The following is a 23,958-nucleotide window of genomic DNA, read 5'->3' on the forward strand; positions in this document are numbered from 1 at the left end:
GGAGGGCTCATGCCACGCATACCCCCGCTCCTCGCCCAGATCCTCCTCGTCGGCGTCATAGCCGTTGGTACTGCCTGGGGATGGCTGGCCCTGATCGGCGCCCGTGTTCTTTCGCCGGGCGCGGTCATCGTCTGCACGGTCATCGCCGTCGCTCTCGCCACGGGCGTGGATGCCGGTTGGCGGCGTGCCCGCCGTCACCGGCAGCGCACCGCCCGCCGTACCCACGCCCGACCCCGACCCACGACAAGGAAGGCAGCATGACCGACGACTACGAGCAGACCACCGGCCATGAGATCACCTGCACCGCAGTGTTCTCTGGTCAGTGCGACTGCACACCTACCGCAGCGACCGACGCGACCAGGCTGGACAAGTCCCGCCGCTACCTGGTGCCGGTGGCCCGGCTGGACCTGCCGAGTGAGCCGGACCTGGTGCACCTGTCCGTCTACAAGTGGCTACCGCAGTTCGAGGCTTGGGCGACCGGGCTCGGTCTGTGCGGGCGGTCTACCCGGCAGGGCGCTCTGTCAGGCGGTACGACGGTGACGTGCTCGGACTGCCTGGCGTACCAGCCGGAGTACGAGCGGATGCTCGCTCCTGGCTACCGGCCGGAGGATGACGACCCGGGCATGCTGCGCCAGCGCGCGGAGTCCGCTGAGCGGCAGGTAGCGCAGGCACGGGCGCTCGTGGCGAAGTGGCGTGAGGTGGCCGCGGAGCGGGGCGACGCGGTGATCCTGGTGGGCGTTGCCGCGGACATTCTGACTGCCACCATGGACGGCTTCAACGACCTGCTCCGGGAGGCGGCCCGGTGAGTGCGGCGGGGAGGTCGGCGGCTGCGGAAGCCCGTGCCATGCGTGCGCGGGCCCGGCGGGGCGTGTGGCGGCGTGTCACCGCGTGGGTGGGCATGAACCCGGAGGCGGTCCGGGCGGATGCTGTGGCGGGCCGCTGGACGCGGGCGGCGGAGGCTGAGCGGGCCACCGCACGCCTGCTGTGGCGGCTCAGGTGGCGGGGCTGGCGGATCCTGCACGACCGGCGATTACCGGGCCACGGCCGCGCCAACGTCGACCACGTGCTCGTCAGCCCCTGTGGGACCGCGGTCGTGGTGCTGGACACGAAGGCCTGGCGCCGGTCCTGGACCACTCACCTGGTGGCCGGGCGCGTGTACTGCGATGCGGAGGACCGGCACGGGGAAGCGGAGAAGGCGGCCAGGTACGCGGTCACGGTGGGCCGGCTGCTCGGGTTGCCTGCGGGTGTGGTGTGGCCGGTGCTCGTCGTGCACGGCTCCCCGGTCGCCGGGGGTGTGCTGGAGGCGCGGGTGCAGGGCTGGGCGGGGCCGGTGTGGGTGCTGGACCCGTCACGGCTGGTGCCTGCGCTGGCCGCGGCGCCGTCGGGGTGGAGCTGGCGGCGTGCGGCTGCGCTTCGGCGGCGGGTTGCCGAGGCCCTTCCGCCGTACCGGGGGTGAGGCGTAGCGTTACCGCACCACCCGGGGAGGACATTGCCCGTCACCTGCGGCTTCGGCCCAGGTGGCGGGCTCTTTTTTCATGCCCGTAGGATCGAACACATGCCCGATCTGCCGCCCGCCGAGCGTCTCGCCAAGCTCCGTGCCCTCGAGGAGTGGCTGGACTGGCAGCTCAACAGCACCCGGGCGAAGATCCGCATCGTCGTGGCGGAAGTCGAGCGGGAGAAGCGGACCGCAGCCCGGGCGTGGGCGGAGCAGCGGTGGAAGCTCGAGCCGGCCCGGAACAAGCGGACAGTCCTGCACCGCGGCGGATGCGGCATCTGGAAGGGCGAGCAGGGATACCTGGAGCGGCACGAGGTGATGCTGGCGCTCGAGGACGACACGTTCACGGTCGAGATGTGCCAGGTGTGCAACCCGGAGTCGGGCTTGCGGGAGTAGACGCACGACCGCCCCGTCTCGACGGGGGACTGCGAGACGGGGCGGCGCTGTGAGGCCCGGTGCCGATCGGCGAGTGGCCGGGGCCACCCACACCGGACGGAAGGCGCCTACACCGCCAACCGTGGACGGTTCAGCTCCTGTATCGAGTGTGCCACGGGGGACTGACAATGCTCCCTCACGACGTCCACGTGCCGTGGAGGGCGCTGACGCTGAAGCCTGGCCCGTAGGCGACCATCAGGGCGTGGGTGCCGTCCGCGGGTGGATCGCTGTGGGTGCGCTCGAGCACGCGGAGAACCGAGACACCGCCGAGGTTGCCCTCTTCGCTGAGGGTGTCGAGGGAGTGGCGGGCGTCGTCCTCGGTGAGGCCGAGGGCTTTGGCGGTGTCGAGGATGATGGGCCGGGATCCGGGGTGGATGACGGGCACCGTGACGGGGCGGTCGTTCAGCCAGCCGAGGATGGCGGGCATGACGTGCCGGGCGCCGCCGGTCGCGTCTTTCGTGCTGTCGAAGTGCAGGCCGCTGCTGTCGATACGGCCGGCGTAGAAGTGCAGGCTGTCCGGGAGGGCGTACTCGCAGAGCCCGCCAGCAGTGACGGCCAGGCCGGGTCCGATCGGTTCGCTGGAGACGATGGTCGCGGCGCCGCTGTCCCCGAACAGGGTCTTGTAAATCATGTGCTCAATGGCGGTGTCCGCGTGGTTGTAGGACGTGCTCAGCACTTCGGCGGCGACGACGAGGATCCGGGATCCTGGGTAGAGGAGGGCCTGCTCGACGGCGCGGATGAGGGCGGTGGCGCCGCCGGCGCAGGCTGTGGTGGTCAGGGCGGTTCTGCGGATGGTCGGTTTGAGGCCGAGCCGTGCGGTCAGGTGGATGTCCAGATTCGGCACGCTCCAGCCGGTGGCGTGGGTGGTGACGAGGCCGGTGATGTCGGCCGGGGTGAGGCCGTGGCGCTGGAGGGTGGTGCGGGCCGCGGTCTCGGCCATGGTGAGGCCGTCGGTGAAGGCGCGGGTGGCGCGTTGGCCGATGTCGGCGGTTCCGTTGATGGTGGGTGAGTTCAGGGGCTGGGTGAAGTAGCGGGACTGCACGCCGCTGTTGCCGATGACGCGGAGGATCGCGGCGAGGCGGGGGTGATTTGGGTGATGGGTGCGGATGTCGTCGGCTATCTCCGCGGTCGTCACCTTGTGCGGGGCGAGGACGGTGGTGGGTCGGGCGATGTATGCGGGCATGGGTCCCCCCTTGGACACGCGTGACCTGATTGGGGTCAAGCTACGGCAAAGTTGGCTGGTTTGATTCCCCTGCCGCCGCGGTCATGGTCCCGCACCGCCCGTCAAAGGCGGGCAAAATCAGGCGTAGAGACTCGTCACTTCGCCTGGAGCATGGGTGGACGCTGGGTCGCCCTGCGGGGCCCTGGCCGAAAAATGAGGATCATGAACCGGGACCCCGGCGCCGTAAGGGGCTGCGCCACACACATCGTCACCCAGCCCGGCCCCAGTACAGCGTGCCGGATCGGGCGTTCGTCCCCGTCGGGGTGGATGGACGTCCCGCGGACCTCGTACAGGGGCCGGGATACAGGGTCGGCGAGGACTTCGGCCTCGATCTGCCGCACGACTTTGTCGCCGGGGCGTGAGGCCACCGCGTTCTGCAGCTGAGGCATGACGAACGGCGCCCAGGCGGTCGCCCAGTCGGTGAGCTGGTCACGACCGTCCAGCAGCATCCACCTCATTGTGTTCGCCGGGGCTTGGCCGCTGTCGAACAGTTCGTGGAACGCTTTGTTGCAGGCCAGCAGGTTCCAGGAGGCGTCGGTGACGTAGGCGGGGTGCATGCATCCCGTCACGGCGTCGGCCCAGGCGGAGGGTACGGCGTCACCACTGGTGTCATACAGCGGGTAGGGCGGGTTCTCACCGCGGGCGAGCTGGCAGAAGGTGGACCATTCCTGCTCGTTCATGCCGTAGAGGCGTGCGACGTCACGGAGCAGCTCGACCGGCGGGGAGGGGTAGTTGCCGGACTCGAGACGTTGGTAGGTGCGCTCGGAGTAGCCGAGGACTTCGTCGACTTGGGCTTGGGACAAGCCGGGAGCACGGCGGCCTGGCCCGGTGGGGCGGGGAAGGCCGTGGGTTTCGGGGGCTATCAGTGCGCGCCTGTCTCGGAGCAGCTTCGTCAGTGCTTGCTTGTTCACTGGTGCGCTATCCCCCGGATCCTCTTGTTGACGGAAAGTCAGTGTAATTAGTGTCATGCAGTTTTGCTGTAAAGGATTCACCGTAGATACGTGGTGGGTGCGTGTTGCATGCTCTGTGACGCGGGGTCGCTGGCCTGCAAGTGTCATCGCTAGTGATCACGTGGATACAGCCCCTTGCGGGTACTGGTCGGCATCGTTCTGATTACCGGCCGGTATCAGCCTTGGGGCCAGGGAACGGAAGGCTGAGCGTGCTTCCGGTTTCTGGTGCCGGCCCTTTCGGGGATCGCAGCGCGGCACCAGGGGCCGGACGCAGGCTCAGTGCACCGTTCCGCTCCGCTGCCAGGCTGCGGCCGGTGCCCTCCCGCCCCACACCAGGGGCCTCGGCACCGGCCACCAGCACACCTCACGGCCCCTCGTCACCGACGAGTTGGTGCTCGTCCCGGTGCGCCCCGCAGGTCTGCCCAAACAAGTCCGCACGGCACACTCCGGGACCCTCGTAGGCGTGGTGCCTGATGTGGCCGACGTTGATAGTCTGCTGCCCAGCAAGTGGCGCCGGCGTCGCCCGCGCGAGCTGTGCTTCCACGGCCTCCAGGCGCCGGACTATCTCCCGCCGCGACACCCAGCGCCTCACTCCGACGTCTCCTCGTCGGCGCGGGCGAGGACGAGCAGGGCGCGGCGGAGAACCGAGCCGGGGCGTTGGCCTTGGCGGGCGTAGGCGCGGAGGATGGCGGCGCTGCCGTCGTCGGGCTGCCAGCGGATCGGCGGGCGGGTCACGGCTGCTCCCGGTTCGTGCCGAGGGTGGCGGTCCACCGGCGGTAGTCGCAGGGCCGGATGGGGTGGATGGCCTGGTAGCCGAGGGGTGTCGGGTCGTTGGCCCGGGTGATCGGGTAGAGGGTGGCGAGTACTTCGCGGAGGGCGGTCTCAGCGCGTTGCTGGGCTGCCTCGTGGCTGGCGCAGATGTCGGCGAGGTCGATCTCGTCGAAGTTCTCCAGGAACCAGCGGGCGCGGTCGCCGAGCTGGTCGATACGGTCTGTCACTTCTTCCTCCGTGCTGCTCGGGCGATGGCGCGGCGGGTGGCCCGGTTCGGCGGTGCGGGGTCGGGTGCGTCGTGGTCGATGACGGTCTCGGTGCGGACGATGGTGGTCTGCCAGGTGACGCCCGGCCGGGGCGCGTGCTCGCCGCGGGGCGTGGACGATGGCCCGGTCATGGCTGTTCCTTGGCGGCTTGGCGCGCGGTGTCGCGGTATGTCATCGCTGCTCGTCGCCGTCGGCTCGGGTGCGCCAGGCGGCGGGGTCGTGCTTGTGGTCGCGGTCGGGCATGACGATGTGGTCGCCGCGCAGGCCGTAGCCGATGACCTGGCCGGGCCGCAGGTGCGGGTTCCCGGCTGAGGTGCCGGTGCAGGCGTCGGCGGGGCCGCAGGCATCGCCTTGGTGGCGGCCGTGCTGGCAGCGGTCGAGGTCGGTGAGGATCGCAGCCCACACGCCGTCGCTGGCCTGGCTGTTGAGGGTGGGCAGCTGCCGGTCGGTGCGGGCGAGGGCGTGCTCGATCCCGGCGATGGCTGCGGTGACCTTGGCGTGGAGCGGGGAGTAGAACACCTCGGTGGCGCAGTGGAGGGCGGCGTTGGCCTGGGCGTGGGCGGCGAGGTGTGACTGCGCGTCGATCAGGGCGAGTCGGGCCTTCTCCAGCTCGCGGCGGAGGTCGGTGACGGTCGGGTCGGTCATGTTCTGCTCCGGTGTGGTTGGGGTCCTGTCCGGTGACGGCCGGGCAGGGGGCGGCTACGGCTGGGCGGTCAGGCGTGGCGGCGGATGTCTCGGATCGCGGCGGCGACGTGCGGCGGATCGGGCGTGATGTCGATCTGCGTCCGACGCTTGCCGCTGTACCAGGGCAGTGCGAGTCCGTCGTTCTCGGCGCGGGGCACGAGGTGCAGGTGCAGGTGGAACACGCTTTGAGTCGCTTCCCGGCCGCGCGAGGTGATCAGGTTCATGGGTCGGTCCGTCCACTGCATGAGCTGGGCCGCGCGCCGCATCGTGTCCGCAGAGACGGCCGGGTCGCTCGCGAAGTCGGGGACGTGCCGCTTAGGGATCACGAGGGTGTGCCCGTCGACCACGGGGTTCAGTGGGACGATCGCGATGGTGTCGGACCACTCGTGCACGAACGTGGCGGGCGCGCGGCCGAGGTTGATCTCGCAGAAGGGGCAGGACTGTTCGCTCACGTGTTGCTCCTGGTGGTGTGTCGGGCGGGGCGGGGCGGGGACGGCGGGCTACGGCTGGGCCGCCGCGCCCATGCGGCGGCCCGGGGTGGATCAGCAGACGTCGAGGAGCGTGACGGGTACGGCGCCGGGTGCGCCCTCGCTGCTGCGGTCGAAGTACCAGGTGCAGTCCGGGTCGTCGCCGAGCTCCGGGTCCGGGCGACGGAAGATCACCCAGTGCTCGGTGATGGCGTCCTCCCACTCGCCGACCGTGCTCGCCTGGTCGTCGGCCAGGTTGGCGAGGTGGCAGAAGACGCGGGCGTGTCGGTTGAAGGCGGCGAGTGCGCGGCGGGTGCCGGGGTGGCCGAGGGCGAGCATGTCGCCGTCGTCGCCGATGTGGCAGACGGGGATGCCGTAGTGGGTGGCTTCGGTCTCAGGGTTGGTGAGGGGCTCGGTGGTGGTCTGGGTGGTCATCGGTTCTCCATTCGGGATTGAGGCAGCGGAGGCGCTGTACGCCTCTGTGAGGCTCTGGGGGTGGGTTCGGTGTCGCGAGACCCGCGCGCGGGGGCTTTCGGGCCGCAGACGGGCGCTGAGGCGGCTTCCTGGCCCCCGCAGGGTCGCGGCGTAGACCGCGACCCACACGACAGGCAGACCGTCAGGCAGACGGCGGGGTGTCCGTCTTGCGCTCGGACACGCCAGCGGGCGCGTCTCGGTGCTCGGGGAGTCCGGACCACCAGCCCAGGTCCTTGCCGAGTTCGTCCAGGTCTTCGCCGGGGTGCTCTTCGACGAACCAGCCCCAGCAGGAGCGGCACTTGCACCACTTGCGCCGCCCCTCGGTGTCCGGTGTGGGCTGCGCCTCGGCGGCCAGGAGGGCCGAGACGATCAGTCCTCGGTACTCAAGGGCGCTTCGGCCCACGACGGCCTCCGTCTCCAGCACCGCGCGGACTCGCTCCACGGCGGCCCTGTCGGCCTGCTCGGGCAGCACGGCCAGCACCGCGTCGGCGATCCGCTCGGGCTCGCCAGCTTCGATGGCGTACACGCCACCCGTCTCGTGCAGCCGCGCCACGGCCTCGGCGATGCGGTCTCGGAGGGCGGCCCGGTCTACGGGCGGCAGCGCCGCGGGCTCGGCGGCAGGCATCACGGGCGGCTCCTCGCCCCGGTCCTCCGCCTCCTCCACGTCCGCCTGCCACCGCATGAACTCCCGCAGCCCCATGGTCGGGTTCACCCGCACCGCGTCGAGCTGCGCCTGCACCTGCTCGTGATGCCCGGCGGCGTAGCCCTCGTGAAAACGGCAGGTGCCCTCCACCTCCGTGCAGGCCGGGCAGTCGTCCAGCGGTGCGATCTCGTCGTAGGGGGCGATCTCCGGGGTCCGGTCGGGGAACTGCTCCCCGATAGCGCCGGGCGACAGGGTGAGCGCGGCGTCCGGGCGTCCGACGCCGAAGACGCGGAGCGGCCAGTCGTCGGGCAGGGCGCGGATGTGCTGGGCGAGCGCGGCGGCGGTGGCGGGCTGCCACTGCACGAGGTGCTGCCACAGCTCGGGGGCGGGCTGGTTCATCGGTTCACTCCGTGGTGGGTAGGGTTCGGGGCTGACGGCCGCCCGGATACGCCCCGGGCGGCCGTCGTCGTGCGGGTCATGCGGAGGCGTCGGCTTCGGGCCGGCGTTCGACGATCCAGCCCGGCCCGCCGTCCGCGTCCCGCTCCTCGCCGAACGGCGGCCGGTAGCGCAGCCGGTACGCGTGGTGCCGCTCGGCGGGGTCCAGGACGGTGATGCTGTTCACGCCGAGTTTGTCCGCGAGGGCGAGCAGCGGGTCCGCACCCCACTCGGTGAGCCGGTTGAGGGCGTCGGCGAGGTCCTGCCAGAGGGCGTGATCGATGGCGTCGTACATGCGGGCGACGGTCTCGTCGTCGTGAGCGGCGGTCATGCCGGGTCCCTTCCTGGGTCTGTCGTGTGGGGTGCCGGCTCAACCGGCGGCGGGAGCGGAACGAGCGCCTGCGGGCAGCCGGTCGAGGGCTTCAGCGATGGCCTCGCGGGCGATCTCGTCGTCGTGCATGGGTCGGTTCCAGTGGCAGTTGGCGCACCAGAACTCGGCAGGCTCCGGCTGCTCCTGGAAGTCGCGGCAGAGCGGGTTCGGGTTCTGTGGCACGTTCCGGGCTGCTGCTTCAGCGGCCTTGGCGCGGCGTTCGTCGAGCTGGCTGGTGTTCTGCATGGCGACTCCTGGGGGGCTGGGTGGGGTGGGACGGGGGTCAGGCGGTGGTGGTGTCGAGACTGAGGAGGTCGAGCTGGCTGCCGAGCCGACGGTTCGACCACAGGACTTCGGTGCGCCCCTTGTCGCCCTTGGCGTTGCCGGTCATCGCGGCCTGCGTGTACCGGTGCCAGCCCTGGTACAGCTCGTCGTACAGCGGGCTGTCGTAGCCGGACAGGACGACCGCGGCCTTGCAGCCGGCGAGAGCGGCCGCCAGCTCCCGGTGTTCGTCCGGGTGCTTCATCTCGTGGCGGTAGCGACTGCCGTTGGACCGCGCCTCGCCGAGATATGGCGGGTCGACGTACAGCAGGGCCTTCGGCTGTGCCCCGTACTTGGCGATCAGGTCCAGGGCGGGCATCGACTCCAGCGACACGCGGTGCAGGCGCTCGGCGACGATGGCCATGCGGTCGACGTAGGCGGTGAGGTTGCCCGGCATGCTGATGTTGGTGCCGTCGGGGTTGATGTAGAACCGCCATCCGGCCTTGCGGAGGGCGCCGCCCTGGGACTGGGTGAGGCGTACCCAGACGCGGCGGGCGGTTTCCAGGTCGGTGTCGGCGTCTTCGCGGGCGGCGAGAAGTTCGGCTCGGCTGTGCGGGGTGAGTGCGCAGGCGCGGATCAGGTCGGCCGGCTGGTCACGAAGGACGCGCCAGAACGTCATGAGCTGACCGTCGAGGTCGTTAACGGTTTCGATCTTGCTTGCCGGTTTGGCCAGCAGGACGGACAGTCCGCCGCAGAACGGTTCGACGTAGTGCTCGTGGGCGGGCAGCAGGCTGACGATCCACGGCGCGATCGTCTGCTTGCCACCGAAGTATGGGACGGGAGGCTTCACGTGCTGCTCCTCTCGGGGCGGTCTGTCGTGTGGGGTGGCTCAACCGGCGGCGGGAGCGGAACGGGCGGCGTGGACGTGCGGCGGGTCGCAGTCCTGAGCGCCCGCGAGACGGCCGGTCGGGCACGGGTACGGGACGAGACCGTCACCCCCGGCCGCGATCGCGTCAGCGTCGATGCAGACGGGGCAGGGGCCCATCGGGGAGTCCTTGTGCAGGTGCCGGATCTGCTCCAGCACGTCGCGAAGGGCAATCAGTTCCGACTCGCGACGTGCGGCCAGCTCGCCGAGATCCCGCTTCTCGCCGCGCAGCCGCTCGATCGTGCCGCGCATCTTGGTGAGCGCGGTCTCGTCCTCGCCGTGCCAGCGGATCAGCTTCGCCTTCTCAACCTCGGCATCCGCCAGCTCGGCGCGGAGGCGGTGGACTTCAGCGAGCAGCGCGGGCACGTCCTCCTTCAGCACGCCCTCGGCTCCTTCCAGGGATTCCTGCTCAGGCAGTGGCGAGTAGCAGTTGAGCCAACCCGACAGGGCGGCACGGTGTTCGTCGGCGCGGGCGGCGATCTCGTCGAGATCGAGGGGCTGGCTGGTGTTCTGCATGGCGACTCCTGGGGTGCTGGGTGGGGTGGGGCAGGGCTCAGACGGAGGGCTGCGCGGCGGCGGGCCAGGTGAGCTGACGGCGGTGACGGGTCCCGGAGATCTCGGCGGTGGCCTGGTGGTCGCCGCCGTGGCCGTGCTCGCGCTCGCAGAGCTGGCCGACGAAGGTGTCGTCGCCGGGGAACTCGCTGGTGCAGAGCTGGTCCTCGTCGGGCTGGCAGGGGACGAGGTTGCTGTGGGCGGGCTTGCCGCAGCCGCAGCGGTAGCCGGTGGGTCCGTAGGCGATGGGGTCGGGCTTGCTGGTCATGGTGTGGCTCCTTGGTGGCGGTGGCGGGGCTCAGGCGCGGCTGTCGAGGTCGTGGACCCAGGCGGCGCACACCGCGGCGATCTGGATCAGCTCGGTGCGCAGGGCGGCCGGGTCGGCTTCGGCGAGCGCCTCGTAGACTTCCTCCAGGAGGATCAGGTCCCACTGAGCGCCCATGTCCGGGCTGTCTGCGGCGATCTGGCAGTTGCGGCGGGCGGCGACAGCGCGCTCCTGGTAGAACCGGCCGCCGGTGCCGTCGGGGTGGTGCTGCTCGCCCCACTTGGCGAGCTGCCGCTGGCGTTCGGTGTCGATCTCCTCGGCGAAGGCCTTCACGCCGGGGGTGGTGAAGAGGGTGGGGTAGCTCATCGGATGCTCCTTCGGGTCAGGCGGGGCGGGTGCCATGGCGTGCGGTGCAGTGGTCAGGCGGCGTTCTGCCGGCGGCGTCGGCGTTGTTCGCGGCGGCGCTTCGAGAGGGACGTGTCGTCTTGCCAGTGCCAGCCGTCGAGGGCGGCGGCGAGGTCGGCGAGGTACTGCTGCTGTTCGTCGGCGGTCCAGGGTTCGTGGGCCGGCTTGGGTGCGGGGGTGGGGCGGGTCGGGATGGCCTCCTGGAGGAGCCGGTCGAGGGGGCTCACCGCTGGGTCTCCTCGGGTGCGCCGTGCTGCTCCAACTCCCCGTCGGTCATCAGGTCGTGCGGGACGTGGCCGGTGCGGAGGACGTCGCGGATGTCTGAGGCGGCCTTGCGGTAGGTGCGGCCCCGCTCCCCGACCTCGGCGTCCAACGTGGCGGCGGCCGGGCCGTCGAAGCTGCCGATGGTGGTGTCGCCGTGGTCGGCCATCTGCTGCCAGCGTTCGGCGAGGGTGGTGAAGGCGGCGACCTTCTGGCGGAGCTTGTCCACCTCGGCCATCGGGGTGATCAGGTCGAGGGCGTTCTCCCACGGGCAGTTCATCGACGAGTGCTCGCCGATGACTTCCTCGGGGGCGACGGCGTAGGCGAGCTTGTCGGCCATGTCGTGGAAGTGGTCACGGTCGTCGATGGTCTCGCCGTGCCGTCGCTCCTCGGCGGCGAGTTCGGCGCGGAGGTGTCGGATCTCGCGGGTCAGGGCCGGGACGGTCACGGCGGCCAGGTGATGGGCTTCGGACGGCATCGCCCTGTAGTTGGTTAGGTAGGCGGCGCAGTAGTCGATGTCGTCGAGGTCGAGGGGCTGGCGGGTGTTCTGCATGGCGTCTCCTGGGGTGTGCTGGCTTGGGGCGGGGCTCAGGCTGCGGGCTGCAGCTCAGGCCGCGGGCAGGAGCCCGGCGACTTCCCGGATCTGCTGGGGTGTGTAGCGCGTCCCGCCGCCCATGGCGCCGATGAAGTCGTCACCGAGTTCCTTCACGAGCAGGTTCCGCAGGTCGTCGTGTAGCGCTTTCACGGCTGCCCGAGTGCCATCTATGCGGGTCTGTCGGAAGGCGGTCGCCCACTGGTTCCAGTCGAAGGCGGTGGCCGGGTCGAGGGGGAGCATGGCGTAGGCGAGGACCTGGTCGGTGATCGGGGCGCCGTCGTTGTAGATGCCGAGCTGCTTGGTGCGGGTTTCGATGATGTCCGCGACGCGGAGGACGGCTGCTCGGAGTTCGGTCACCGTGGCCATGGGTGGCTCCCAGGGGGTTTGCGTGGTGGTGGTCCAGCCTGCCGCGTGCGGGCGCGACTGTTCCCTCGGTGTGGAGTGTGGGGAGTTGAAGGGTTCCACTGTACCGCGCTAAGCATGGCATTGCAATGCGCGAATGGGGTTAGGGGCGGGGGGATTAGGCCCCCGGCCCGACGTGCTGAAGTCCGATCACAATCCGCATCCCAGTCAGAGCCAGGAGCCGCTCAGCCCATGCCAGAGGAAGCGGCGCCCGCCCCGTGACCATCTGGTTGACGTGCTTGTGCGACAGACCGAGACGACGGGCGGCTTCGGCCTGGCTGATCCCGGCGTGGATGAGGGCGGACCTGACTTGGGTACGGAGTTGCTCCTCCGCATCACTGTGCTGGGGCATGCCGTCAGGGTCCCGCTGTTCCGGCTGGTTGTTCCCTGGACGCGAAAAGGCCCCGGGCCGTGAACCCGGGGCCACCCAGCACTTCCCCTCGCCGCCGGCGGGCGGGTCCTGGGGGCGCTTCACGGAGATGCCCGCTGAGGGGCACGACCACGGCATCACCCGGATCTACGGCAGCGTTCCCTCGGCCTGGTCTGCGGGCGCGCGCAGCTGGTAGTCGGGGCAGCGGGCCGGGTCTCCCCAGGATTCCTTGTGCGGCTCGCTGGTCCCGCACCACGGGCACGGCAGGACCGGCGTCCTGGCCGCGCCGTCGATGCCGCAGTGCCCGACGTCCCCGAACTGCTCAGTGCTGTACACGGTGACGGCCTGCCGGCCGCAGGTACACAGCTCACCGGGCTGGGCAGGGCGCTCGCTCATGCGGTCAACGTTTCAGCAGAGGACGCCCTTCGGGCTTCCCTCGCGCCAGCTTGCACGCCGTCCAGGAAGGCGTACACGCTGGCACGGTCCATCGGGGCCAGTCCGCTGCCTCCGACATGCACGGCGTACCGGTCGTCCTCCAGGTCGATAACGTGGATGCGCAGCCCGGTCTCGCAGGCGGTAACGCCGGCCGCCCACTGGACCTCAAGGTGCGGCGGCCAGTTCTCATCGTAGGGCGGGTTGTGGCTTCCGTCAGGGTTCCTGGTGACGTTCACGGCGATGCTCCTTAGTCGGCGTAGGTCATGTACTGGTCGTGGGAGCGGCACTCGCAGGCGCAGTTGTGGGACCGCTCGCAGGGGCAGGGTTCGCAGCAGTAGTGGCTGCCGCAGTCCCGGCAGAGGTGGCGGTTGCAGTCTTCGCATGGTTCGTCGTACACGGGTCCTCCTGGCGGTTGTCGGCAACCCGGCCAGTCTTCCAGCCGGGTCCGACATCGCGGGGCAGGATGGCATGCTCCGAACCAAATGAGTTGATGGGCGCCGGGGCGTCGGTGGCTGCCTCTACGCTGCCAGGATCGCGCTACACCAACCTGGGGGGACCAGATATGCGCACCCGCACCACCCTGCCCGCGACCGCCGCCGGCCTGCTGCTCGCCGCTCTCACCGCCTGCTCCGGACCCGGCCATGCCGACGGCTCGGGTTCCGAGGGAAAGCCCGCGGCCGTGAAGAGCCACAGCCCCAAGACGAAGCCGTCCGTTGACTGTTCCGACCAGAGCCTGGACCAGGCCACGTGGGTGAAGAACTGCTCGGGTAAGGCTGGCACGGGCGGCGACGGCACCACCGGCACGAAGACGCTGGCTTGGGGGAAGGGCGCGATGACGGTTGGAGCGCAGTCCCCCGCGGACGGTGGCCCGGGAGGCGGGGCTCTCGAGGTCACCCCGACCACCGTCGTGTACGCCAAGACCGCCATGGGCAGTACCGCGGCTAACGGAACGTTCGCCGTCATCACCGTCAAGGACGAGGCCATCGGGGCCACTGCGGCGGCGGAGTCCGCGCCGATCGAATCAGGTGGCTGGCAGTGGATCGCCCCGGACGGGCAAGCCCTGGACGAAGGCGAGAACGAAGCCTCGAGCGTCCAGCCGAACGGCTTCGTCGGGGGCGGGATGGTGAAGGCCGGCACGTGGCATTGGCGGACCATTGCGTTCGACCTGTCCGAGACGCAGCGCGGCGGGACGATCGCCTACACCGACGGCGCCGGCAGCGTGTACCGGTGGAAGGTTCCCGCCACCGACAGCGGGCCTGAGGTGGCCGCGGTGAAGAAAGGCATGGAAGGGAACTACTAGCACGAAGAGGCCCGGCCGTTGAAGGGGTACGGCCGGGCCTCGGTCGTGCCTGGGGCTACTCGGCGGTCGGCTCCCCGCGGAGCGCCTTGCGGACCTGCTCGTGGCTGAGCCCGATCCGCTGGGTGATGGTGTCCCGGTCGACACCGCGGAGATGGGCGGCGCGCATGGCGGCGTTGCGGCGGGCGACGTGCACCTTCCGTCGGTGCTTCCCGGCGACGGTGTGCTGCAGGAGGCTGGCCCACCAGAGCAGGGCGCGGCCGGTCCACAGGGTGAAGGGTTTGGGTGCGGGTGCGGGTGCGGGTGCGGGTGGTGCCGCCAACGGGTCCCCCTTGTCGTGTGGTTGATGCTGGTACGACGTTGGGGTGTGGGCTGGTGGTGGGACAAGGACACGAACCGGCCGTGGCAGGCGGGACCGGAGGGGCTTGGGCGGGCGTGGGACGGCCCATGAAGCCTACGAGGTCTCGAGGGCCGCTGCAGACGCGGCCGGGACACGACGGCGCCCCAGACCGGCAGGGTCCAGGGGCGCCGGTGGGGAGCTAGTCAATGCCCCACTCTGGTCGGCAACCAGCATGCCGCCGATACCGGCGGGCCATCACCTTCAGCACTCGGATCGCCGTGTCCGAAACGCCGTATTGCTCAGGGCTCGGAAGGCAGGCGGCAACGATTTCCCGATCCCGGTCGATGTCCGCCGAACCTGCGACCGTCTCGGAATCCAGCTGCTGGACCAGCCATGCAGCCAGTGCTTGAACGTCACCCGGCTGCCAGAAGACGAGTACTTCTGGAGGGTCTGGCTCAGGATGCCGGGTGATCCGATAGGTGAAAGCTCGAGAGCCACGTGCCGAGGGTAGACGTTCGACGCGATTGCCTCGTTCCCAACGTCGGAGGTGGTGGTGCACTGTTACTTCGCTAGCGCCCGTCGTCTTGGACAACTCGGAACGAGTGAAGGACGTATCTCCGAAGGCATTACTGGCCAGGAAGTAGAGCAGCCCGATCTTCCTGGCGTCCCTGCTGGGCTTGCATCCCGAGCGAGAGACAGCGAACTGGTCTCCCGCGTGCACCAGGCGCCTATCCCTTTTTATGATCTTGGCAAGACCCCTGGTGATGCCGATGATCGGGATGCTGTACCGCTCCGAGAGGGCGCCGTAGCCTGGCAGAATCGACCAGAGCGGATAGGTGCCGTTGTCGATGTCGTCGGATATCGCGTTGATGGCCCGCTCGGTTTCAGCTTCAAGCCGCTGGTCCACCTCACCGCCGATTGTGCGTTGGCCAGCCCGGTCATATCGAGGAGCCTCTGCCGCCGTGGAGATGTCTTCGATCACCTCCGCTTCGGCGCGGGTGGGGTACCAAGCAACCTCGCGGCGTTTCACATCAAGCCACCAAGGCTGGTTCCGCTCATGACTTGTCCAGCGCTTCTCGATGTTGTGGGTGATCCCGATGTACAGCAGCCGGTCCTCGTTGTCGTAGAACCGGTACACGGCTGTAGGCACGTGAGCCAGCGCAGCCCGTTCCCCCTTTGTCACGCGGTCGCATCCTCTCGGCAGTCACGGCAGAGGCCGTCGGGTGTGGGCAGCATCTTCCGGTGGCCACAGGTGGGACCAGGGCAAATCACGTACCGTCCGTGCAGGGACGACTGGGTCGGCTCCTCGTCGCCCACACGCGGCGCTGGCAGCCGGGGCGGGGCAGGAAGGTTCGCCGGGGCCAGACGGTGCCTGTAGACGGCCGCGAGAGACTTCGCCGAGTCCGTCTCCTCGGTCAGCTGCACGCGGAGCTTGTTTTCGCTCCAGCCGGCCGCCAGAGCCTGGCCAACCCGCTGGATCAGATGAGCCCGTTGCTTCGGTCCAGGGATTCGACCGCGATAGGGCAGCGAGTCCACGAACGCGGCCGCCGCTGGGTTCTGTTCTTCCTGCTGCGGAGCATCCCCGCCCCCTCCTCCCTCCTGGTCCTCAAGCCCGTTCGCTGCCTGTTCGTCCTCACGCGCGGGGGAGGGGGAGGTACTTCCCCCCAGTTCTTTAACCCCGTAGGGGTTAACTCCCGTCTCACCGGCATCCGGTCGACCGGCTCCCGGTGGACCGGATGCCGGTCCACCGAAGTCCGGTGAGGCGGGATTCGGTCCCACCTGCGAAAACTGCGAAGAGCCCTCGCTGGCGGGGACAGCCTCCAAGTGCCCGCGGTCGGCCTTCTTCGCCTTGCTCCACGGCTTCGGCAGACTGGCGGGCAGCGAAGCCGGGTTCTGCGGCTCCTCATACATCGTGGTCGTCGTAACGAACCGACCCCGCTCGCCCTGTGCCCGCGTCCGAACTAGGTACCGCTCGGCCTCCAGCTCGTTCATGTAGCCGGCGATCGCGCCCCGGCCCTCTGGGTTGTCGGCTGCCAGCGACCGGATGTCCACCCGTGCCCCGGGCGGCAGGCTCAGCAGGTACTCGGCCAGGCCTCGGGCCCCGAAGGACAGCCGGTTGTTTTGCGCCAGCGCGTTGTCGATGATGACGAATCCGCGGTCCTTCCGCGGTCCCCTCTCGATGTTCACGCGGTCACCTCCGCCGCGCGGAGGAGCAGACGGGGGGTACTTGTCGACATCCTGGGTGGAACCGCTACGCTCATAGCGAGTGCTGCTTTCACGAGACGGGACTCGAAGAAACAGCGGGGTGCGACCCGCTGCGACTTGTTAGGACGGCCGGTGAGGAGCTGCTGCGGCTCTGACGACCCGGCCGTTCGCGCTTTCGGAGCCCGGGGCTGCGATCCCAGGCCAAAAGCCTTCACGACCGTGTTCGGGGCTTCTTGTCTCGGCCCCGCCGGTGAGGGTTTGGCGGCTCGTCTTCCAGATGCTTGAGGAGCACCTGCGTATCCATCGTCCGAGCGTTGGATGCCTTGCCGTACGGCGTCTGACCAGGGCGGTTGCCGAAGGGCCAGCTCGTGTCCCTGCGGGTGCGGGCTAGGTAGCGGACAGAGTCGCCCGTGGCGTTCGGATCGATGCCAAGTTCGACCAGGAGGCGCGCCGCATCCTCAAAGGTGACGAATACGGGCAGGTCGGTGCGGTCGCTGGTCACCATGAGGGGTGTACCCCCCACACACTTTTACGGAGTCTCGTGAAAGCGCGTAGGCTCATGCTGAATCTCCTTCGCGGGGATTCCCTACAGCCGACGTCTTCGCAGGGCAACGGCATGTAGGGCGGCCGGCCGTGCCACTGGTGCGGTCGGCCGTATTACTAGATCAACCAGCCTCGTGAAGCTCCGGCTGGCGGTCCGGGATCAGGGAAGCAGCGGCTGCACGCGCGTTCACGTACGGACCACTGCTCGCCCCCAGGCTGCCGTCGGCTAGGTACGGCTGGGCGTACCAATCCTTCAGAGCGGACGGGGAAGTCGTGTGGACCTCCCCGAGGGGCTTGTGGTGATAGGTGACCAGCATCGGACCGAGCTGGTCATCCGTGAGCGAGGCGTACGCCAGACGCTCGTGCTCGCACAGCTTGACCGCCAGTTGCTGGTGGTCCAACTCGCTCAGCGCGGCCGCGGCATCTGCATCCGCCTTGGACAACTGCTCTTCGCTGTATTGGCCCATCACGTACTCCCATCTGCCAATGGCAGATTGTTGTAGACGAACTCGATCCTGTCCGCCGGAGCCGTGACTCGGAGCAGCTCCAGAGGCTTGCCATCAGCACCGCGGGTGATGCGTTCAACCGTCAGCAACGGCACGCCCGTTCCGGTGCGCATGAGGTCTGCCTCCTCACGGGTAGGCATCCGGCCGCGAATCGTCTCGTCCACAGCGGTTGGACGCAGGCCTGCGGCAGTGAGCGCGCCGTAGACCCCTCCTCGAACCTTGGTGGGCGAGCTGAGACCCGCCTGGAGAGCAACGCCCGCCGGATACCAGGCCTGCTGAACCTGCAGGACCTCGTCTCCGATGCACGCGTGCCTCAGGCGATACGTGACGTCCGACCCGGGTTCGACGCCGAGTAGCTCGGCATCGCCCTGCCCGATCGGCCGGCTTTCGACGGCGACTGTCTTCATTTGGCCGTCCAGGCCCTGCTCAGCGCAGGCGGATTCCCAGGGGCCATTCGAGCCGCCGGCAGCCATGACGCTGTTGTAGCGGCTGAACGGGATGCGTATACGTCGACTGTCTCGCACGGTTGTCCTCCGGCGACCTCGACCCGGATTGAGAAGCCCATCGTCGACCAGCACCTTCAGCGCGGCCCGCACCGTAGTTCGGGACACGGTGTACTCCGACATCAGGTCTTCGATGCTCGGCAGCTCGTGTCCGGGCGGGTACGTCCCGTCGGCGATCAGGTGACGGATCGACTCGGCCACCTCCTGGTACTTCTCCAAGACTCAACCTCCTTTCTCTCTGGCGTCCCCACCAAGGTACTTGCTGTAGCGACTATTGACAATTGTCGCGACCTTTGGAATTGTTGGACTTGTCAGGGACTTCAACGGCCCAGCAAGCCGAACGGCCCAGGTGGTTGCACACCCGGGCCGCTCGAGGGCCCCGAGGGACCCAGACAGCTCGCTACCCGCCTTCACAGGAGCAGCTGCCATGGAAAACCGTATCGGACCCGCGACGATTCGTCGCGACGACCCCCAGTCGTCCGTACCTTTGGCTTCCACCACCGCCGCCCAGATCGGTCCGCGCCGGCCGGGCACGGTGTACGACAACGCGGCCGGCATGTACCGCGTCCTCGCCGTCGTCACCGACCAGTCCGAGGCCCGCCGCATCCTCCGCCGTAACGCCGCCCGGTTCGCGGTCCTGATCCGCGACCTGCACACCGGCACCGAGCACTACACCGGCGCCACCTGGACCGGATCCGACCGAGTCCTGAAGGCGGTGGCGTAGATGGAGCGCCGTGAAAACACCCCCGAAGAGCAGGCCCTCCTCGACTTCTACACGGAGCTGATGAAGCTCTCCGACGACGACACCGTCGGCGGCCGGTTCATCTTCCTCAGCCCCGAAGGCGTCATCGTCGCCAACGGCAGCCTCGCCCCGACCGACATCGCCGCCGCCACAATCGCCCTGCAGTCCCTGAACCGCCACCGCAAGGCCATGCAGGACATCGAAGAGTCCGGCATGACGGTCTCTCTGCCCGCAGTGGACGAGGACGTCGTGGCGGATGTCATCACCGGCTTCGAGAAGTTTCTCGGCGGCGAGTGATGAACGGGCACCACGTCCACACCGGCGACAACGCCGTACCCAACGTGGACGACACCGAACTCGGCGACCTCCTCGCCGACCTCGAAGGCGTCCACGCAGGGATCGACCTGATCCGCGACGGGATCCGTCTCCTCGCTCACGACCGGCACGACCTCAACACCACCCAGGTCCTCCTCGCGGTCCTGGCCGGCTCCCCGGACTCCACCGACCTCCTTGCCGCGATCGGCCACCTGGTCGCCCGCCTCGCCAACCCCGACACCAACCCCGTACTCCGCACCCTTCCCCTCGACCAGCAGAAGGAAGCCGCCCACCAGGGCTGGCTCACCTGCCACAACCTCGCCGACCCCGACCTCCGCAACAGCGCCTCCAACGCCAACGCCGCCCTCGACCAGTGAAAGGACCCACCGCCGTGCCCACCGACCGAGAACCCGTCCAGCTCGCCGCCGACGTGATCCGTGAGGCCGTCACCTGCGACCGCGCCCAGTGCACGCCCGACGACCACTACCGGTTCATCACCGAGAACCTGCGGATCGCCGCCGACAAGACCAACGCCCAGCAGACCAACCGCTGACCACCACCCCGGGGGCCGGCCGTTCCGACGCCGACAACAGATCGGCCGGCCCCCACCCTCACCACCCTCGACCAGTAAAGGACCCACCCCCATGGACCTCGCCACTACCACCGCCCAGCTGGCCGACCTCGTCAACTCCCTGTGGGAGTCCGTGGCCCACGCCGAACGCGACGGTAACCACGCCCTCGCCGAACAGCTCCGCGACCAGGCCTGCGAAGCCGAAGGCCAGGCCCTCGCCGCCCGCCGCTAACCCATCCACTCAAGGCCGGCCACGCCGACCCGCTGGCCCCCACCCCACATCCCACCGGAAGGACCCCAATGCCCCGCAACCTCATCCGCCGCCTCGCCCGCACCCTGAACTGGCGCTGCATCGAGTGCGACACCTGGAACGCCGACACCGACACCGTCTGCATGTGCTGTGCCAGCTAACCCCGCACCCCGGGCCACTGGCCCGGCCTGAGGCCGCCCCGCCCAAACCATCCCCCGCCAGGCGGGACGGCCCCACGCCAGACCAGCACCCACCCGCACCGCAGCGAAACGGAGGAGGCCATGGACCAACCGCCCACCACCCGCGCCGAAGCCCTCGACGACTGGGACCACGCCCGCGCCCACTACGGGCCCGACGCCCCCGAAACCATCCAAGCCGCCCAAAACCTCGAAGCCCTCCTCACCACCCCGGAAGGAAACCCCTGATGGACCAGCACACCAGCGAACACCGCTTCACCCGCTGCTCCCAGCTGTGGAGCGCGGCTACCAGCTTCCGCCGGTTCCGCACCCACCAGCAGGACCAGACCGCCCGCCGCAACCAGATCAAGGCCAACACCCTCAACGCAGCCGCCGAAACCCTCCTCGTCGCCGCCACCCTCGCCGTCGGCCTGACCATGTTCCACCTCCTGGCCAACACCCCCCAGGCCATCGCCGTCGTCGCAGCCATCGCCTCCGCGTTCGGCGCCGACAGCTTCCTCCGCCCCACGTTCACCGCCGTCTTCGGCCCCACCATCAACCGCCTCCGCGGCCTCGAGCCCAAGGGAGCCGACCAGCGATGACCACCACGACCCCCGCCCCCGGACCCCAACAGCCCATCAGCGACGACGAAGCCCGCCTCGCCGCCGCCCAGATCCTCGGCATCGACGTCGACCACGCATGGACCGGCGACTGGCACCAGGCCCTCAAGGACGCCTCCGCCCGCTGGACCCCCACCCGCCGGCAGCGCATCGCCCGCCGCATCCGCCGAGCCTTCCACCTCGCCGCGTAACCAACGAGAGAGGATCGCCATGCTCCGCGTCATCCGCAAGACCGTCCTGGACACCCTCCACAACGACCAGGCCGAACTCGCACACGTCCGAGAAGAACTCGTTTCGACGAAGGCTGAACTCGCCATCGTCACAAACTCCGCAACGCGCACCGAAGTCGTCGCCCAGGACCTGCTGAAGCAGACCGCCCAGGCGCACGCCGACCGCTTCCAGGCCGAACGCGACCGCGACGCCGCCCGCCGCGAACGGGACCAGGTGGAGGCCGCCGCGCGGCGGGAGCTGGACGAGATCCGCCGGGACGTCGCCCAGCTCCGCGACGCGGCCGCCGACACCGAGACCGGCCAGAGCATGCGAGCTGCCATCGCGTACGACGTCCTGCGCAACCTCGTGGACGACGCCCGGGCGCGCGGCCTGGAACTCGGCCGCCCCTTCGACCTGGTGGCGATCGTCCTCGGCTTCGACACCGACCCGCAGGCGACCACGACCACCCCCGCCTGACCCGCCCCTGGAACTTCCGACACCCGAAAGGACCCCGCCCATGCTCGCCGAAGCGCTCAACGCGGTCGAACGGGTGCCCGTGTACGCATGGGCCGCCCTCCTCGCCCTCACCACCCTCACATTCGGCTACCGCATCGCAGCCAAAAACCCCAGCCGCACCGCCACCCAGAAGCCCGCCGACAAGCAGAAGCGCCGCACCCTCACCGGCTTCCTCGGCATGGGCCTCGTCGTCACCGCCGGCCTCGCCCTCTCCACCAACACCAGCGCCCGCTTCGCCGAGAAGCGACTCCACATGGAGACGCCCCTCACCATGACCGTCGGCCTCGCACTTGAGGCCATCGTCATCGGGCTCTCCCTCTACAGCTGGGCGTTCAACGACAAGGGCGCCGCCCGCGCCGCCTACCTCCTCGTCCTCGCCCAGGCCATCGGCGCCATCGAAGTCACCCGCTTCGAAGGCGAAGACATCGGCACCGCCGCCGTCCGCATCGTCGGCCCCGTCATGCTCGCCTACGGCCTCCACAAGCTCCTCGGCCTCGAAGCCAAGCTCGGGAAGATCGAGATCAAGTCCGACGGGATGCTCGCCCGATTCTGGCGCGACCGCCTCAAGCGACTGGAAAGCCGCCTCGGCATCGGCTCCCGCGGCGCCGACGCACAGGCCATCAGCCGCCGCAACGCCCAGGACAAGCTCATCGCCCTCGCCACGCTCGGTAAGCCCTGGTTCATGGGGCGGCGTGCCTACGAGAAGGCCCTCATGCGGGCAGGAGACACCTCCTTCCACGGCCTCGACGACACCCTCGACGAACTCGGCACGGAGATGCGGATCACCACCCGCATCGACCGCATGGGCGCCTTCAAGGGCCTCCCGGACCGAGCCGAGTCCTACACCCTGCGGTCCCTGCGCCCCACCCACGGCCCCCAGGGCGCACCGGAGAACGTGCCCGATGACATAAGCGCTCTGACCAGCGAGGGCGCAGCAGGGCGCACCACAGGGCCCGACACGGGCGCGCCCGAGGCGAACCCGGGCGAGGCGCAGGCGAGCAAGAGGCACGACGGAGGCGACATCGACCGCCGCAGGCTCGCTTTCGACCTGTACTTCGACCTCCGCGGCAACGGCCCGGCCCCCTCACAGAACGCCTTCGAGAAGGCATGGCGCGACGCCGGATACGGACTGAAGACCGACGACATCCGCGCCCTCTACAAGGACATCCACACCAAGGTCACCGGTAACAACAAGTGACCGCCACCCTCAGGACGCAGCCGGAAGGAGACGACGTGCCCCAGACCCGACCTACGGCCAGGCCGCGGACGGCACCCCCGCCTACGGCCCCGGCCCGCGCCCCCCGCCGGATCCCGACCGCCCCCGCGCCGGCCCCGGTCCAGCCGGTCCAGACCCCCGACCTGACCGTGCCCTGGTCCCACCGAATCCTCCCCCCGGCCGTACGCGAGCTCCTCGCCGACCTCGGCTGGTGGCAGAACCCGGCCCCCGCCACGCCCTCCCTGCACCTCGCCCAGGTCCTCGAGGTCCTCCGCCGCGACGGCTGGACCAAGTCCCTGGACGTCGCCCCCACCGGACGGTGCTGCATCCGCGGCGCCCAGACCCTCCTGCAGCGGGCCGGGCACGTCACTGAAGACGACCGGGCCCGCGCCGTCCACTACCTGCAGCAATCCCTCCGCGAGATCGGCGTCACCATGCCGTTCTTCGCATGGAACGACCTTCCCGCCACCCGCTTCCCCGACGTCGAGCGCCGCCTGACCAGGGCCGCCCACCTCGCCCGATCCAACGGAGACTGACCATGAACGAGTACAACGACCCCGACTTCGACAACGCCATCAAGGGCTACGACCAGCCCCTTTACCAGCCGCCCGCCAGCCCCACGCACGAGCAGGGCCCGTACGGAATCCCCGCGAATTCCATTCCGCAAAAGCCCGGCCTGACCAAGCGCGGTCGCATCGCAATCGCCGTCGGAACAGTGGTCATCACCGGTGGTGGACTCATTTTCTGGCAGCACTCCAGCGCGGTCGAGGCCGCCAGCCAGGCCAAGCAGCAGGAAATCCAGCTCCAAAGCAAGAAGCTGGACCTGGAAATGCTGCGGGAAATGAACCAGGCAAACGCCGCTACGAGCAAGGCCCAGGGCAGTCAGGAGTCCGAGCGGCAGAAGCAGATCAGCGCCTGCGTGAACGCCTCCAAGCCCCTCATCGGCAAGCAGCTCGGTGTCACCTACCCCAGCGTGCTGAAGGACTGCCGCGACCAGTACCCGGACACCACGGACGGCAGCGACATGCAGAACACCGCCTCCAGTGACGACTCCAGCGGCCACAGCGGCGGGGTCAACGACGGCCTCCTCATCGGTGGTGCTGTCCTCGCCGGCGGAGTCCTCCTCGTGACCCGGAAGCGCACCAGCGTCGGCAACGCCCAGTAACCGACGTCTTCTTACTCCTCTGTTCTTCCACCCGACCAAGAACGTCAATCTCCCCATGTAAGCCCCTGGGAGATCGACACTCACCCGGAGTAGAAGAAGG

44 protein-coding genes and 1 pseudogene are annotated in these 23,958 nt (G+C 69.4%); 17 read left to right on the plus strand and 28 right to left on the minus strand.

Features of this window, described 5'->3' with window-relative positions:
- The first annotated feature begins 9 nt into the window (after nt 1–9).
- From ACZ7GZ_RS31740 to ACZ7GZ_RS31755, 4 genes are all read left to right on the plus strand, one after another.
- Nucleotides 10–261, plus strand: a complete 252-nt coding sequence (locus ACZ7GZ_RS31740) for a hypothetical protein (protein WP_471029429.1) — start codon at nt 10–12, stop codon at nt 259–261.
- Nucleotides 258–806 (plus strand): hypothetical protein, encoded by a 549-nt coding sequence (locus ACZ7GZ_RS31745; protein WP_471029430.1) that lies wholly within the window; start codon nt 258–260, stop codon nt 804–806. Before ACZ7GZ_RS31740 ends, ACZ7GZ_RS31745 begins: the two co-directional genes overlap by 4 nt.
- 38 nt (nt 807–844) lie before the next feature.
- A complete protein-coding gene (locus ACZ7GZ_RS31750; RefSeq protein WP_471029432.1) occupies nt 845–1,456 on the plus strand; it encodes a nuclease-related domain-containing protein in 612 nt (203 codons plus the stop codon).
- Between the two features lie 99 nt (nt 1,457–1,555).
- Nucleotides 1,556–1,891 (plus strand): DUF6233 domain-containing protein, encoded by a 336-nt coding sequence (locus ACZ7GZ_RS31755; protein WP_471029433.1) that lies wholly within the window; start codon nt 1,556–1,558, stop codon nt 1,889–1,891.
- Nucleotides 1,892–2,066: 175 nt separating this feature from the next.
- On the opposite strand, the gene ACZ7GZ_RS31760 is transcribed toward ACZ7GZ_RS31755, so the two are convergent.
- The 22 genes and pseudogenes from ACZ7GZ_RS31760 to ACZ7GZ_RS31865 form a co-directional block, all read right to left on the minus strand.
- Entirely contained in the window at nt 2,067–3,113 is a 1,047-nt protein-coding gene (locus ACZ7GZ_RS31760; RefSeq protein WP_471029435.1) for a beta-ketoacyl-[acyl-carrier-protein] synthase family protein, read from the minus strand.
- 134 nt (nt 3,114–3,247) lie between these two features.
- Nucleotides 3,248–4,120 carry an MmyB family transcriptional regulator gene (locus tag ACZ7GZ_RS31765; RefSeq protein ID WP_471029438.1) on the minus strand — a complete coding sequence of 291 codons (873 nt, stop codon included), beginning with the start codon at nt 4,118–4,120 and terminating at the stop codon, nt 3,248–3,250.
- 570 nt (nt 4,121–4,690) lie between these two features.
- Nucleotides 4,691–4,837: a hypothetical protein gene (locus ACZ7GZ_RS31770; RefSeq protein ID WP_471029439.1), complete on the minus strand. Its 147-nt coding sequence runs from the start codon at nt 4,835–4,837 to the stop codon at nt 4,691–4,693.
- A complete protein-coding gene (locus ACZ7GZ_RS31775) occupies nt 4,834–5,100 on the minus strand; it encodes a hypothetical protein (RefSeq protein WP_471029441.1) in 267 nt (88 codons plus the stop codon). Before ACZ7GZ_RS31775 ends, ACZ7GZ_RS31770 begins: the two co-directional genes overlap by 4 nt.
- A complete protein-coding gene (locus ACZ7GZ_RS31780) occupies nt 5,097–5,270 on the minus strand; it encodes a hypothetical protein (RefSeq protein WP_471029442.1) in 174 nt (57 codons plus the stop codon). The genes ACZ7GZ_RS31775 and ACZ7GZ_RS31780 overlap by 4 nt, the downstream gene beginning before the upstream one ends.
- Nucleotides 5,271–5,310: 40 nt before the next feature.
- On the minus strand, nt 5,311–5,784 hold the full coding sequence (locus ACZ7GZ_RS31785) for a hypothetical protein (protein WP_471029443.1): 474 nt from the start codon (nt 5,782–5,784) through the stop codon (nt 5,311–5,313).
- A gap of 68 nt (nt 5,785–5,852) precedes the next feature.
- Nucleotides 5,853–6,278: pseudogene (locus ACZ7GZ_RS31790) on the minus strand (HIT family protein); the annotation flags it as partial.
- A gap of 87 nt (nt 6,279–6,365) precedes the next feature.
- Nucleotides 6,366–6,725: a hypothetical protein gene (locus ACZ7GZ_RS31795; protein WP_471029444.1), complete on the minus strand. Its 360-nt coding sequence runs from the start codon at nt 6,723–6,725 to the stop codon at nt 6,366–6,368.
- Between the two features lie 181 nt (nt 6,726–6,906).
- Nucleotides 6,907–7,806, minus strand: a complete 900-nt coding sequence (locus tag ACZ7GZ_RS31800) for a hypothetical protein (RefSeq protein ID WP_471029446.1) — start codon at nt 7,804–7,806, stop codon at nt 6,907–6,909.
- A gap of 76 nt (nt 7,807–7,882) precedes the next feature.
- Nucleotides 7,883–8,173 (minus strand): hypothetical protein, encoded by a 291-nt coding sequence (locus tag ACZ7GZ_RS31805; protein ID WP_471021438.1) that lies wholly within the window; start codon nt 8,171–8,173, stop codon nt 7,883–7,885.
- A 39-nt stretch (nt 8,174–8,212) separates the two neighbouring features.
- Nucleotides 8,213–8,458 carry a hypothetical protein gene (locus ACZ7GZ_RS31810; RefSeq protein WP_471029448.1) on the minus strand — a complete coding sequence of 82 codons (246 nt, stop codon included), beginning with the start codon at nt 8,456–8,458 and terminating at the stop codon, nt 8,213–8,215.
- Between the two features lie 37 nt (nt 8,459–8,495).
- A complete protein-coding gene (locus ACZ7GZ_RS31815) occupies nt 8,496–9,323 on the minus strand; it encodes a DNA adenine methylase (RefSeq protein WP_471029450.1) in 828 nt (275 codons plus the stop codon).
- Nucleotides 9,324–9,362: 39 nt separating this feature from the next.
- Entirely contained in the window at nt 9,363–9,914 is a 552-nt protein-coding gene (locus tag ACZ7GZ_RS31820) for a hypothetical protein (RefSeq protein WP_471029452.1), read from the minus strand.
- A 37-nt stretch (nt 9,915–9,951) separates the two neighbouring features.
- Entirely contained in the window at nt 9,952–10,218 is a 267-nt protein-coding gene (locus tag ACZ7GZ_RS31825; protein ID WP_471029453.1) for a hypothetical protein, read from the minus strand.
- A 30-nt stretch (nt 10,219–10,248) separates the two neighbouring features.
- Nucleotides 10,249–10,581, minus strand: coding sequence for a hypothetical protein (locus tag ACZ7GZ_RS31830; protein ID WP_471029456.1), 333 nt, complete (start codon nt 10,579–10,581; stop codon nt 10,249–10,251).
- Nucleotides 10,582–10,634: 53 nt separating this feature from the next.
- Entirely contained in the window at nt 10,635–10,847 is a 213-nt protein-coding gene (locus tag ACZ7GZ_RS31835; protein ID WP_471029458.1) for a hypothetical protein, read from the minus strand.
- Nucleotides 10,844–11,434 (minus strand): hypothetical protein, encoded by a 591-nt coding sequence (locus ACZ7GZ_RS31840; RefSeq protein ID WP_471029459.1) that lies wholly within the window; start codon nt 11,432–11,434, stop codon nt 10,844–10,846. The genes ACZ7GZ_RS31835 and ACZ7GZ_RS31840 overlap by 4 nt, the downstream gene beginning before the upstream one ends.
- A 54-nt stretch (nt 11,435–11,488) precedes the next feature.
- Entirely contained in the window at nt 11,489–11,842 is a 354-nt protein-coding gene (locus ACZ7GZ_RS31845; RefSeq protein WP_471029461.1) for a hypothetical protein, read from the minus strand.
- A 154-nt stretch (nt 11,843–11,996) separates the two neighbouring features.
- Nucleotides 11,997–12,386 carry a helix-turn-helix domain-containing protein gene (locus tag ACZ7GZ_RS31850; protein ID WP_471029462.1) on the minus strand — a complete coding sequence of 130 codons (390 nt, stop codon included), beginning with the start codon at nt 12,384–12,386 and terminating at the stop codon, nt 11,997–11,999.
- A 9-nt stretch (nt 12,387–12,395) separates the two neighbouring features.
- The gene (locus ACZ7GZ_RS31855; RefSeq protein WP_471029464.1) at nt 12,396–12,644 is read right to left on the minus strand and encodes a hypothetical protein; all 249 of its coding nucleotides are present in this window, start codon (nt 12,642–12,644) and stop codon (nt 12,396–12,398) included.
- Nucleotides 12,641–12,919, minus strand: a complete 279-nt coding sequence (locus tag ACZ7GZ_RS31860) for a hypothetical protein (RefSeq protein ID WP_471029465.1) — start codon at nt 12,917–12,919, stop codon at nt 12,641–12,643. The genes ACZ7GZ_RS31855 and ACZ7GZ_RS31860 overlap by 4 nt, the downstream gene beginning before the upstream one ends.
- A gap of 11 nt (nt 12,920–12,930) precedes the next feature.
- On the minus strand, nt 12,931–13,080 hold the full coding sequence (locus ACZ7GZ_RS31865; protein ID WP_471029466.1) for a hypothetical protein: 150 nt from the start codon (nt 13,078–13,080) through the stop codon (nt 12,931–12,933).
- A 165-nt stretch (nt 13,081–13,245) separates the two neighbouring features.
- Here ACZ7GZ_RS31865 and ACZ7GZ_RS31870 point away from each other — a divergent pair, with 165 nt between their 5' ends.
- The gene (locus ACZ7GZ_RS31870; RefSeq protein WP_471029469.1) at nt 13,246–13,983 is read left to right on the plus strand and encodes a hypothetical protein; all 738 of its coding nucleotides are present in this window, start codon (nt 13,246–13,248) and stop codon (nt 13,981–13,983) included.
- A 55-nt stretch (nt 13,984–14,038) separates the two neighbouring features.
- Here ACZ7GZ_RS31870 and ACZ7GZ_RS31875 read toward each other — a convergent pair whose 3' ends face one another.
- The 6 genes from ACZ7GZ_RS31875 to ACZ7GZ_RS31900 all read right to left on the minus strand — a co-directional run bounded on the left by ACZ7GZ_RS31875 (nt 14,039) and on the right by ACZ7GZ_RS31900 (nt 18,296).
- Nucleotides 14,039–14,302: a hypothetical protein gene (locus ACZ7GZ_RS31875; protein WP_471029471.1), complete on the minus strand. Its 264-nt coding sequence runs from the start codon at nt 14,300–14,302 to the stop codon at nt 14,039–14,041.
- A 217-nt stretch (nt 14,303–14,519) separates the two neighbouring features.
- On the minus strand, nt 14,520–15,470 hold the full coding sequence (locus ACZ7GZ_RS31880) for a GIY-YIG nuclease family protein (RefSeq protein WP_471029474.1): 951 nt from the start codon (nt 15,468–15,470) through the stop codon (nt 14,520–14,522).
- A gap of 29 nt (nt 15,471–15,499) precedes the next feature.
- Nucleotides 15,500–16,507, minus strand: a complete 1,008-nt coding sequence (locus tag ACZ7GZ_RS31885) for a hypothetical protein (RefSeq protein ID WP_471029476.1) — start codon at nt 16,505–16,507, stop codon at nt 15,500–15,502.
- Nucleotides 16,508–16,736: 229 nt separating this feature from the next.
- Nucleotides 16,737–17,030: a hypothetical protein gene (locus tag ACZ7GZ_RS31890; protein WP_471029479.1), complete on the minus strand. Its 294-nt coding sequence runs from the start codon at nt 17,028–17,030 to the stop codon at nt 16,737–16,739.
- Nucleotides 17,031–17,190: 160 nt separating this feature from the next.
- Entirely contained in the window at nt 17,191–17,535 is a 345-nt protein-coding gene (locus tag ACZ7GZ_RS31895; protein WP_471029482.1) for a hypothetical protein, read from the minus strand.
- On the minus strand, nt 17,535–18,296 hold the full coding sequence (locus ACZ7GZ_RS31900) for a GntR family transcriptional regulator (protein ID WP_471029484.1): 762 nt from the start codon (nt 18,294–18,296) through the stop codon (nt 17,535–17,537). Before ACZ7GZ_RS31900 ends, ACZ7GZ_RS31895 begins: the two co-directional genes overlap by 1 nt.
- Nucleotides 18,297–18,504: 208 nt before the next feature.
- Between ACZ7GZ_RS31900 and ACZ7GZ_RS31905 the strand changes: the two genes are divergently transcribed.
- From ACZ7GZ_RS31905 to ACZ7GZ_RS31960, 12 genes are all read left to right on the plus strand, one after another.
- Nucleotides 18,505–18,801: a hypothetical protein gene (locus ACZ7GZ_RS31905; protein WP_471029486.1), complete on the plus strand. Its 297-nt coding sequence runs from the start codon at nt 18,505–18,507 to the stop codon at nt 18,799–18,801.
- The gene (locus ACZ7GZ_RS31910) at nt 18,802–19,116 is read left to right on the plus strand and encodes a hypothetical protein (RefSeq protein ID WP_471029488.1); all 315 of its coding nucleotides are present in this window, start codon (nt 18,802–18,804) and stop codon (nt 19,114–19,116) included.
- A complete protein-coding gene (locus ACZ7GZ_RS31915; protein WP_471029489.1) occupies nt 19,116–19,511 on the plus strand; it encodes a hypothetical protein in 396 nt (131 codons plus the stop codon). The genes ACZ7GZ_RS31910 and ACZ7GZ_RS31915 overlap by 1 nt, the downstream gene beginning before the upstream one ends.
- Before the next feature lie 14 nt (nt 19,512–19,525).
- Nucleotides 19,526–19,687, plus strand: a complete 162-nt coding sequence (locus tag ACZ7GZ_RS31920; RefSeq protein WP_471029492.1) for a hypothetical protein — start codon at nt 19,526–19,528, stop codon at nt 19,685–19,687.
- Nucleotides 19,688–19,778: 91 nt separating this feature from the next.
- On the plus strand, nt 19,779–19,937 hold the full coding sequence (locus tag ACZ7GZ_RS31925; RefSeq protein WP_471029493.1) for a hypothetical protein: 159 nt from the start codon (nt 19,779–19,781) through the stop codon (nt 19,935–19,937).
- A gap of 299 nt (nt 19,938–20,236) precedes the next feature.
- The gene (locus ACZ7GZ_RS31930) at nt 20,237–20,380 is read left to right on the plus strand and encodes a hypothetical protein (RefSeq protein WP_471029495.1); all 144 of its coding nucleotides are present in this window, start codon (nt 20,237–20,239) and stop codon (nt 20,378–20,380) included.
- On the plus strand, nt 20,380–20,733 hold the full coding sequence (locus ACZ7GZ_RS31935; protein ID WP_471029497.1) for a hypothetical protein: 354 nt from the start codon (nt 20,380–20,382) through the stop codon (nt 20,731–20,733). The genes ACZ7GZ_RS31930 and ACZ7GZ_RS31935 overlap by 1 nt, the downstream gene beginning before the upstream one ends.
- The gene (locus ACZ7GZ_RS31940; RefSeq protein WP_471029499.1) at nt 20,730–20,942 is read left to right on the plus strand and encodes a hypothetical protein; all 213 of its coding nucleotides are present in this window, start codon (nt 20,730–20,732) and stop codon (nt 20,940–20,942) included. The genes ACZ7GZ_RS31935 and ACZ7GZ_RS31940 overlap by 4 nt, the downstream gene beginning before the upstream one ends.
- A 19-nt stretch (nt 20,943–20,961) precedes the next feature.
- Nucleotides 20,962–21,438, plus strand: a complete 477-nt coding sequence (locus ACZ7GZ_RS31945) for a hypothetical protein (RefSeq protein ID WP_471029501.1) — start codon at nt 20,962–20,964, stop codon at nt 21,436–21,438.
- Nucleotides 21,439–21,478: 40 nt separating this feature from the next.
- Complete coding sequence (locus ACZ7GZ_RS31950) at nt 21,479–22,675, plus strand: hypothetical protein (RefSeq protein ID WP_471029502.1); 1,197 nt, start codon at nt 21,479–21,481, stop codon at nt 22,673–22,675.
- A gap of 35 nt (nt 22,676–22,710) precedes the next feature.
- A complete protein-coding gene (locus ACZ7GZ_RS31955; RefSeq protein ID WP_471029503.1) occupies nt 22,711–23,229 on the plus strand; it encodes a DUF6197 family protein in 519 nt (172 codons plus the stop codon).
- A 2-nt stretch (nt 23,230–23,231) separates the two neighbouring features.
- Nucleotides 23,232–23,858 (plus strand): hypothetical protein, encoded by a 627-nt coding sequence (locus ACZ7GZ_RS31960; RefSeq protein ID WP_471029504.1) that lies wholly within the window; start codon nt 23,232–23,234, stop codon nt 23,856–23,858.
- Nucleotides 23,859–23,958 lie beyond the last annotated feature (100 nt).

This window comes from Streptomyces sp. NPDC037288, assembly GCF_055603265.1.

Bases quoted from the DNA above. Each gene is read 5' to 3' on its own strand.
- ACZ7GZ_RS31740 (WP_471029429.1), top strand. From the start codon at position 10: ATGCCACGCATACCCCCGCTCCTCGCCCAGATCCTCCTCGTCGGCGTC.
- ACZ7GZ_RS31745 (WP_471029430.1), top strand. From the start codon at position 258: ATGACCGACGACTACGAGCAGACCACCGGCCATGAGATCACCTGCACC.
- ACZ7GZ_RS31750 (WP_471029432.1), top strand. From the start codon at position 845: ATGCGTGCGCGGGCCCGGCGGGGCGTGTGGCGGCGTGTCACCGCGTGG.
- ACZ7GZ_RS31755 (WP_471029433.1), top strand. From the start codon at position 1,556: ATGCCCGATCTGCCGCCCGCCGAGCGTCTCGCCAAGCTCCGTGCCCTC.
- ACZ7GZ_RS31760 (WP_471029435.1), bottom strand. From the start codon at position 3,113: ATGCCCGCATACATCGCCCGACCCACCACCGTCCTCGCCCCGCACAAG.
- ACZ7GZ_RS31765 (WP_471029438.1), bottom strand. From the start codon at position 4,120: ATGACACTAATTACACTGACTTTCCGTCAACAAGAGGATCCGGGGGAT.
- ACZ7GZ_RS31780 (WP_471029442.1), bottom strand. From the start codon at position 5,270: ATGACCGGGCCATCGTCCACGCCCCGCGGCGAGCACGCGCCCCGGCCG.
- ACZ7GZ_RS31785 (WP_471029443.1), bottom strand. From the start codon at position 5,784: ATGACCGACCCGACCGTCACCGACCTCCGCCGCGAGCTGGAGAAGGCC.
- ACZ7GZ_RS31795 (WP_471029444.1), bottom strand. From the start codon at position 6,725: ATGACCACCCAGACCACCACCGAGCCCCTCACCAACCCTGAGACCGAA.
- ACZ7GZ_RS31800 (WP_471029446.1), bottom strand. From the start codon at position 7,806: ATGAACCAGCCCGCCCCCGAGCTGTGGCAGCACCTCGTGCAGTGGCAG.
- ACZ7GZ_RS31805 (WP_471021438.1), bottom strand. From the start codon at position 8,173: ATGACCGCCGCTCACGACGACGAGACCGTCGCCCGCATGTACGACGCC.
- ACZ7GZ_RS31810 (WP_471029448.1), bottom strand. From the start codon at position 8,458: ATGCAGAACACCAGCCAGCTCGACGAACGCCGCGCCAAGGCCGCTGAA.
- ACZ7GZ_RS31820 (WP_471029452.1), bottom strand. From the start codon at position 9,914: ATGCAGAACACCAGCCAGCCCCTCGATCTCGACGAGATCGCCGCCCGC.
- ACZ7GZ_RS31825 (WP_471029453.1), bottom strand. From the start codon at position 10,218: ATGACCAGCAAGCCCGACCCCATCGCCTACGGACCCACCGGCTACCGC.
- ACZ7GZ_RS31830 (WP_471029456.1), bottom strand. From the start codon at position 10,581: ATGAGCTACCCCACCCTCTTCACCACCCCCGGCGTGAAGGCCTTCGCC.
- ACZ7GZ_RS31840 (WP_471029459.1), bottom strand. From the start codon at position 11,434: ATGCAGAACACCCGCCAGCCCCTCGACCTCGACGACATCGACTACTGC.
- ACZ7GZ_RS31845 (WP_471029461.1), bottom strand. From the start codon at position 11,842: ATGGCCACGGTGACCGAACTCCGAGCAGCCGTCCTCCGCGTCGCGGAC.
- ACZ7GZ_RS31850 (WP_471029462.1), bottom strand. From the start codon at position 12,386: ATGCCGTGGTCGTGCCCCTCAGCGGGCATCTCCGTGAAGCGCCCCCAG.
- ACZ7GZ_RS31855 (WP_471029464.1), bottom strand. From the start codon at position 12,644: ATGAGCGAGCGCCCTGCCCAGCCCGGTGAGCTGTGTACCTGCGGCCGG.
- ACZ7GZ_RS31870 (WP_471029469.1), top strand. From the start codon at position 13,246: ATGCGCACCCGCACCACCCTGCCCGCGACCGCCGCCGGCCTGCTGCTC.
- ACZ7GZ_RS31890 (WP_471029479.1), bottom strand. From the start codon at position 17,030: ATGGTGACCAGCGACCGCACCGACCTGCCCGTATTCGTCACCTTTGAG.
- ACZ7GZ_RS31895 (WP_471029482.1), bottom strand. From the start codon at position 17,535: ATGGGCCAATACAGCGAAGAGCAGTTGTCCAAGGCGGATGCAGATGCC.
- ACZ7GZ_RS31905 (WP_471029486.1), top strand. From the start codon at position 18,505: ATGGAAAACCGTATCGGACCCGCGACGATTCGTCGCGACGACCCCCAG.
- ACZ7GZ_RS31910 (WP_471029488.1), top strand. From the start codon at position 18,802: ATGGAGCGCCGTGAAAACACCCCCGAAGAGCAGGCCCTCCTCGACTTC.
- ACZ7GZ_RS31915 (WP_471029489.1), top strand. From the start codon at position 19,116: ATGAACGGGCACCACGTCCACACCGGCGACAACGCCGTACCCAACGTG.
- ACZ7GZ_RS31925 (WP_471029493.1), top strand. From the start codon at position 19,779: ATGGACCTCGCCACTACCACCGCCCAGCTGGCCGACCTCGTCAACTCC.
- ACZ7GZ_RS31930 (WP_471029495.1), top strand. From the start codon at position 20,237: ATGGACCAACCGCCCACCACCCGCGCCGAAGCCCTCGACGACTGGGAC.
- ACZ7GZ_RS31935 (WP_471029497.1), top strand. From the start codon at position 20,380: ATGGACCAGCACACCAGCGAACACCGCTTCACCCGCTGCTCCCAGCTG.
- ACZ7GZ_RS31940 (WP_471029499.1), top strand. From the start codon at position 20,730: ATGACCACCACGACCCCCGCCCCCGGACCCCAACAGCCCATCAGCGAC.
- ACZ7GZ_RS31945 (WP_471029501.1), top strand. From the start codon at position 20,962: ATGCTCCGCGTCATCCGCAAGACCGTCCTGGACACCCTCCACAACGAC.
- ACZ7GZ_RS31950 (WP_471029502.1), top strand. From the start codon at position 21,479: ATGCTCGCCGAAGCGCTCAACGCGGTCGAACGGGTGCCCGTGTACGCA.
- ACZ7GZ_RS31960 (WP_471029504.1), top strand. From the start codon at position 23,232: ATGAACGAGTACAACGACCCCGACTTCGACAACGCCATCAAGGGCTAC.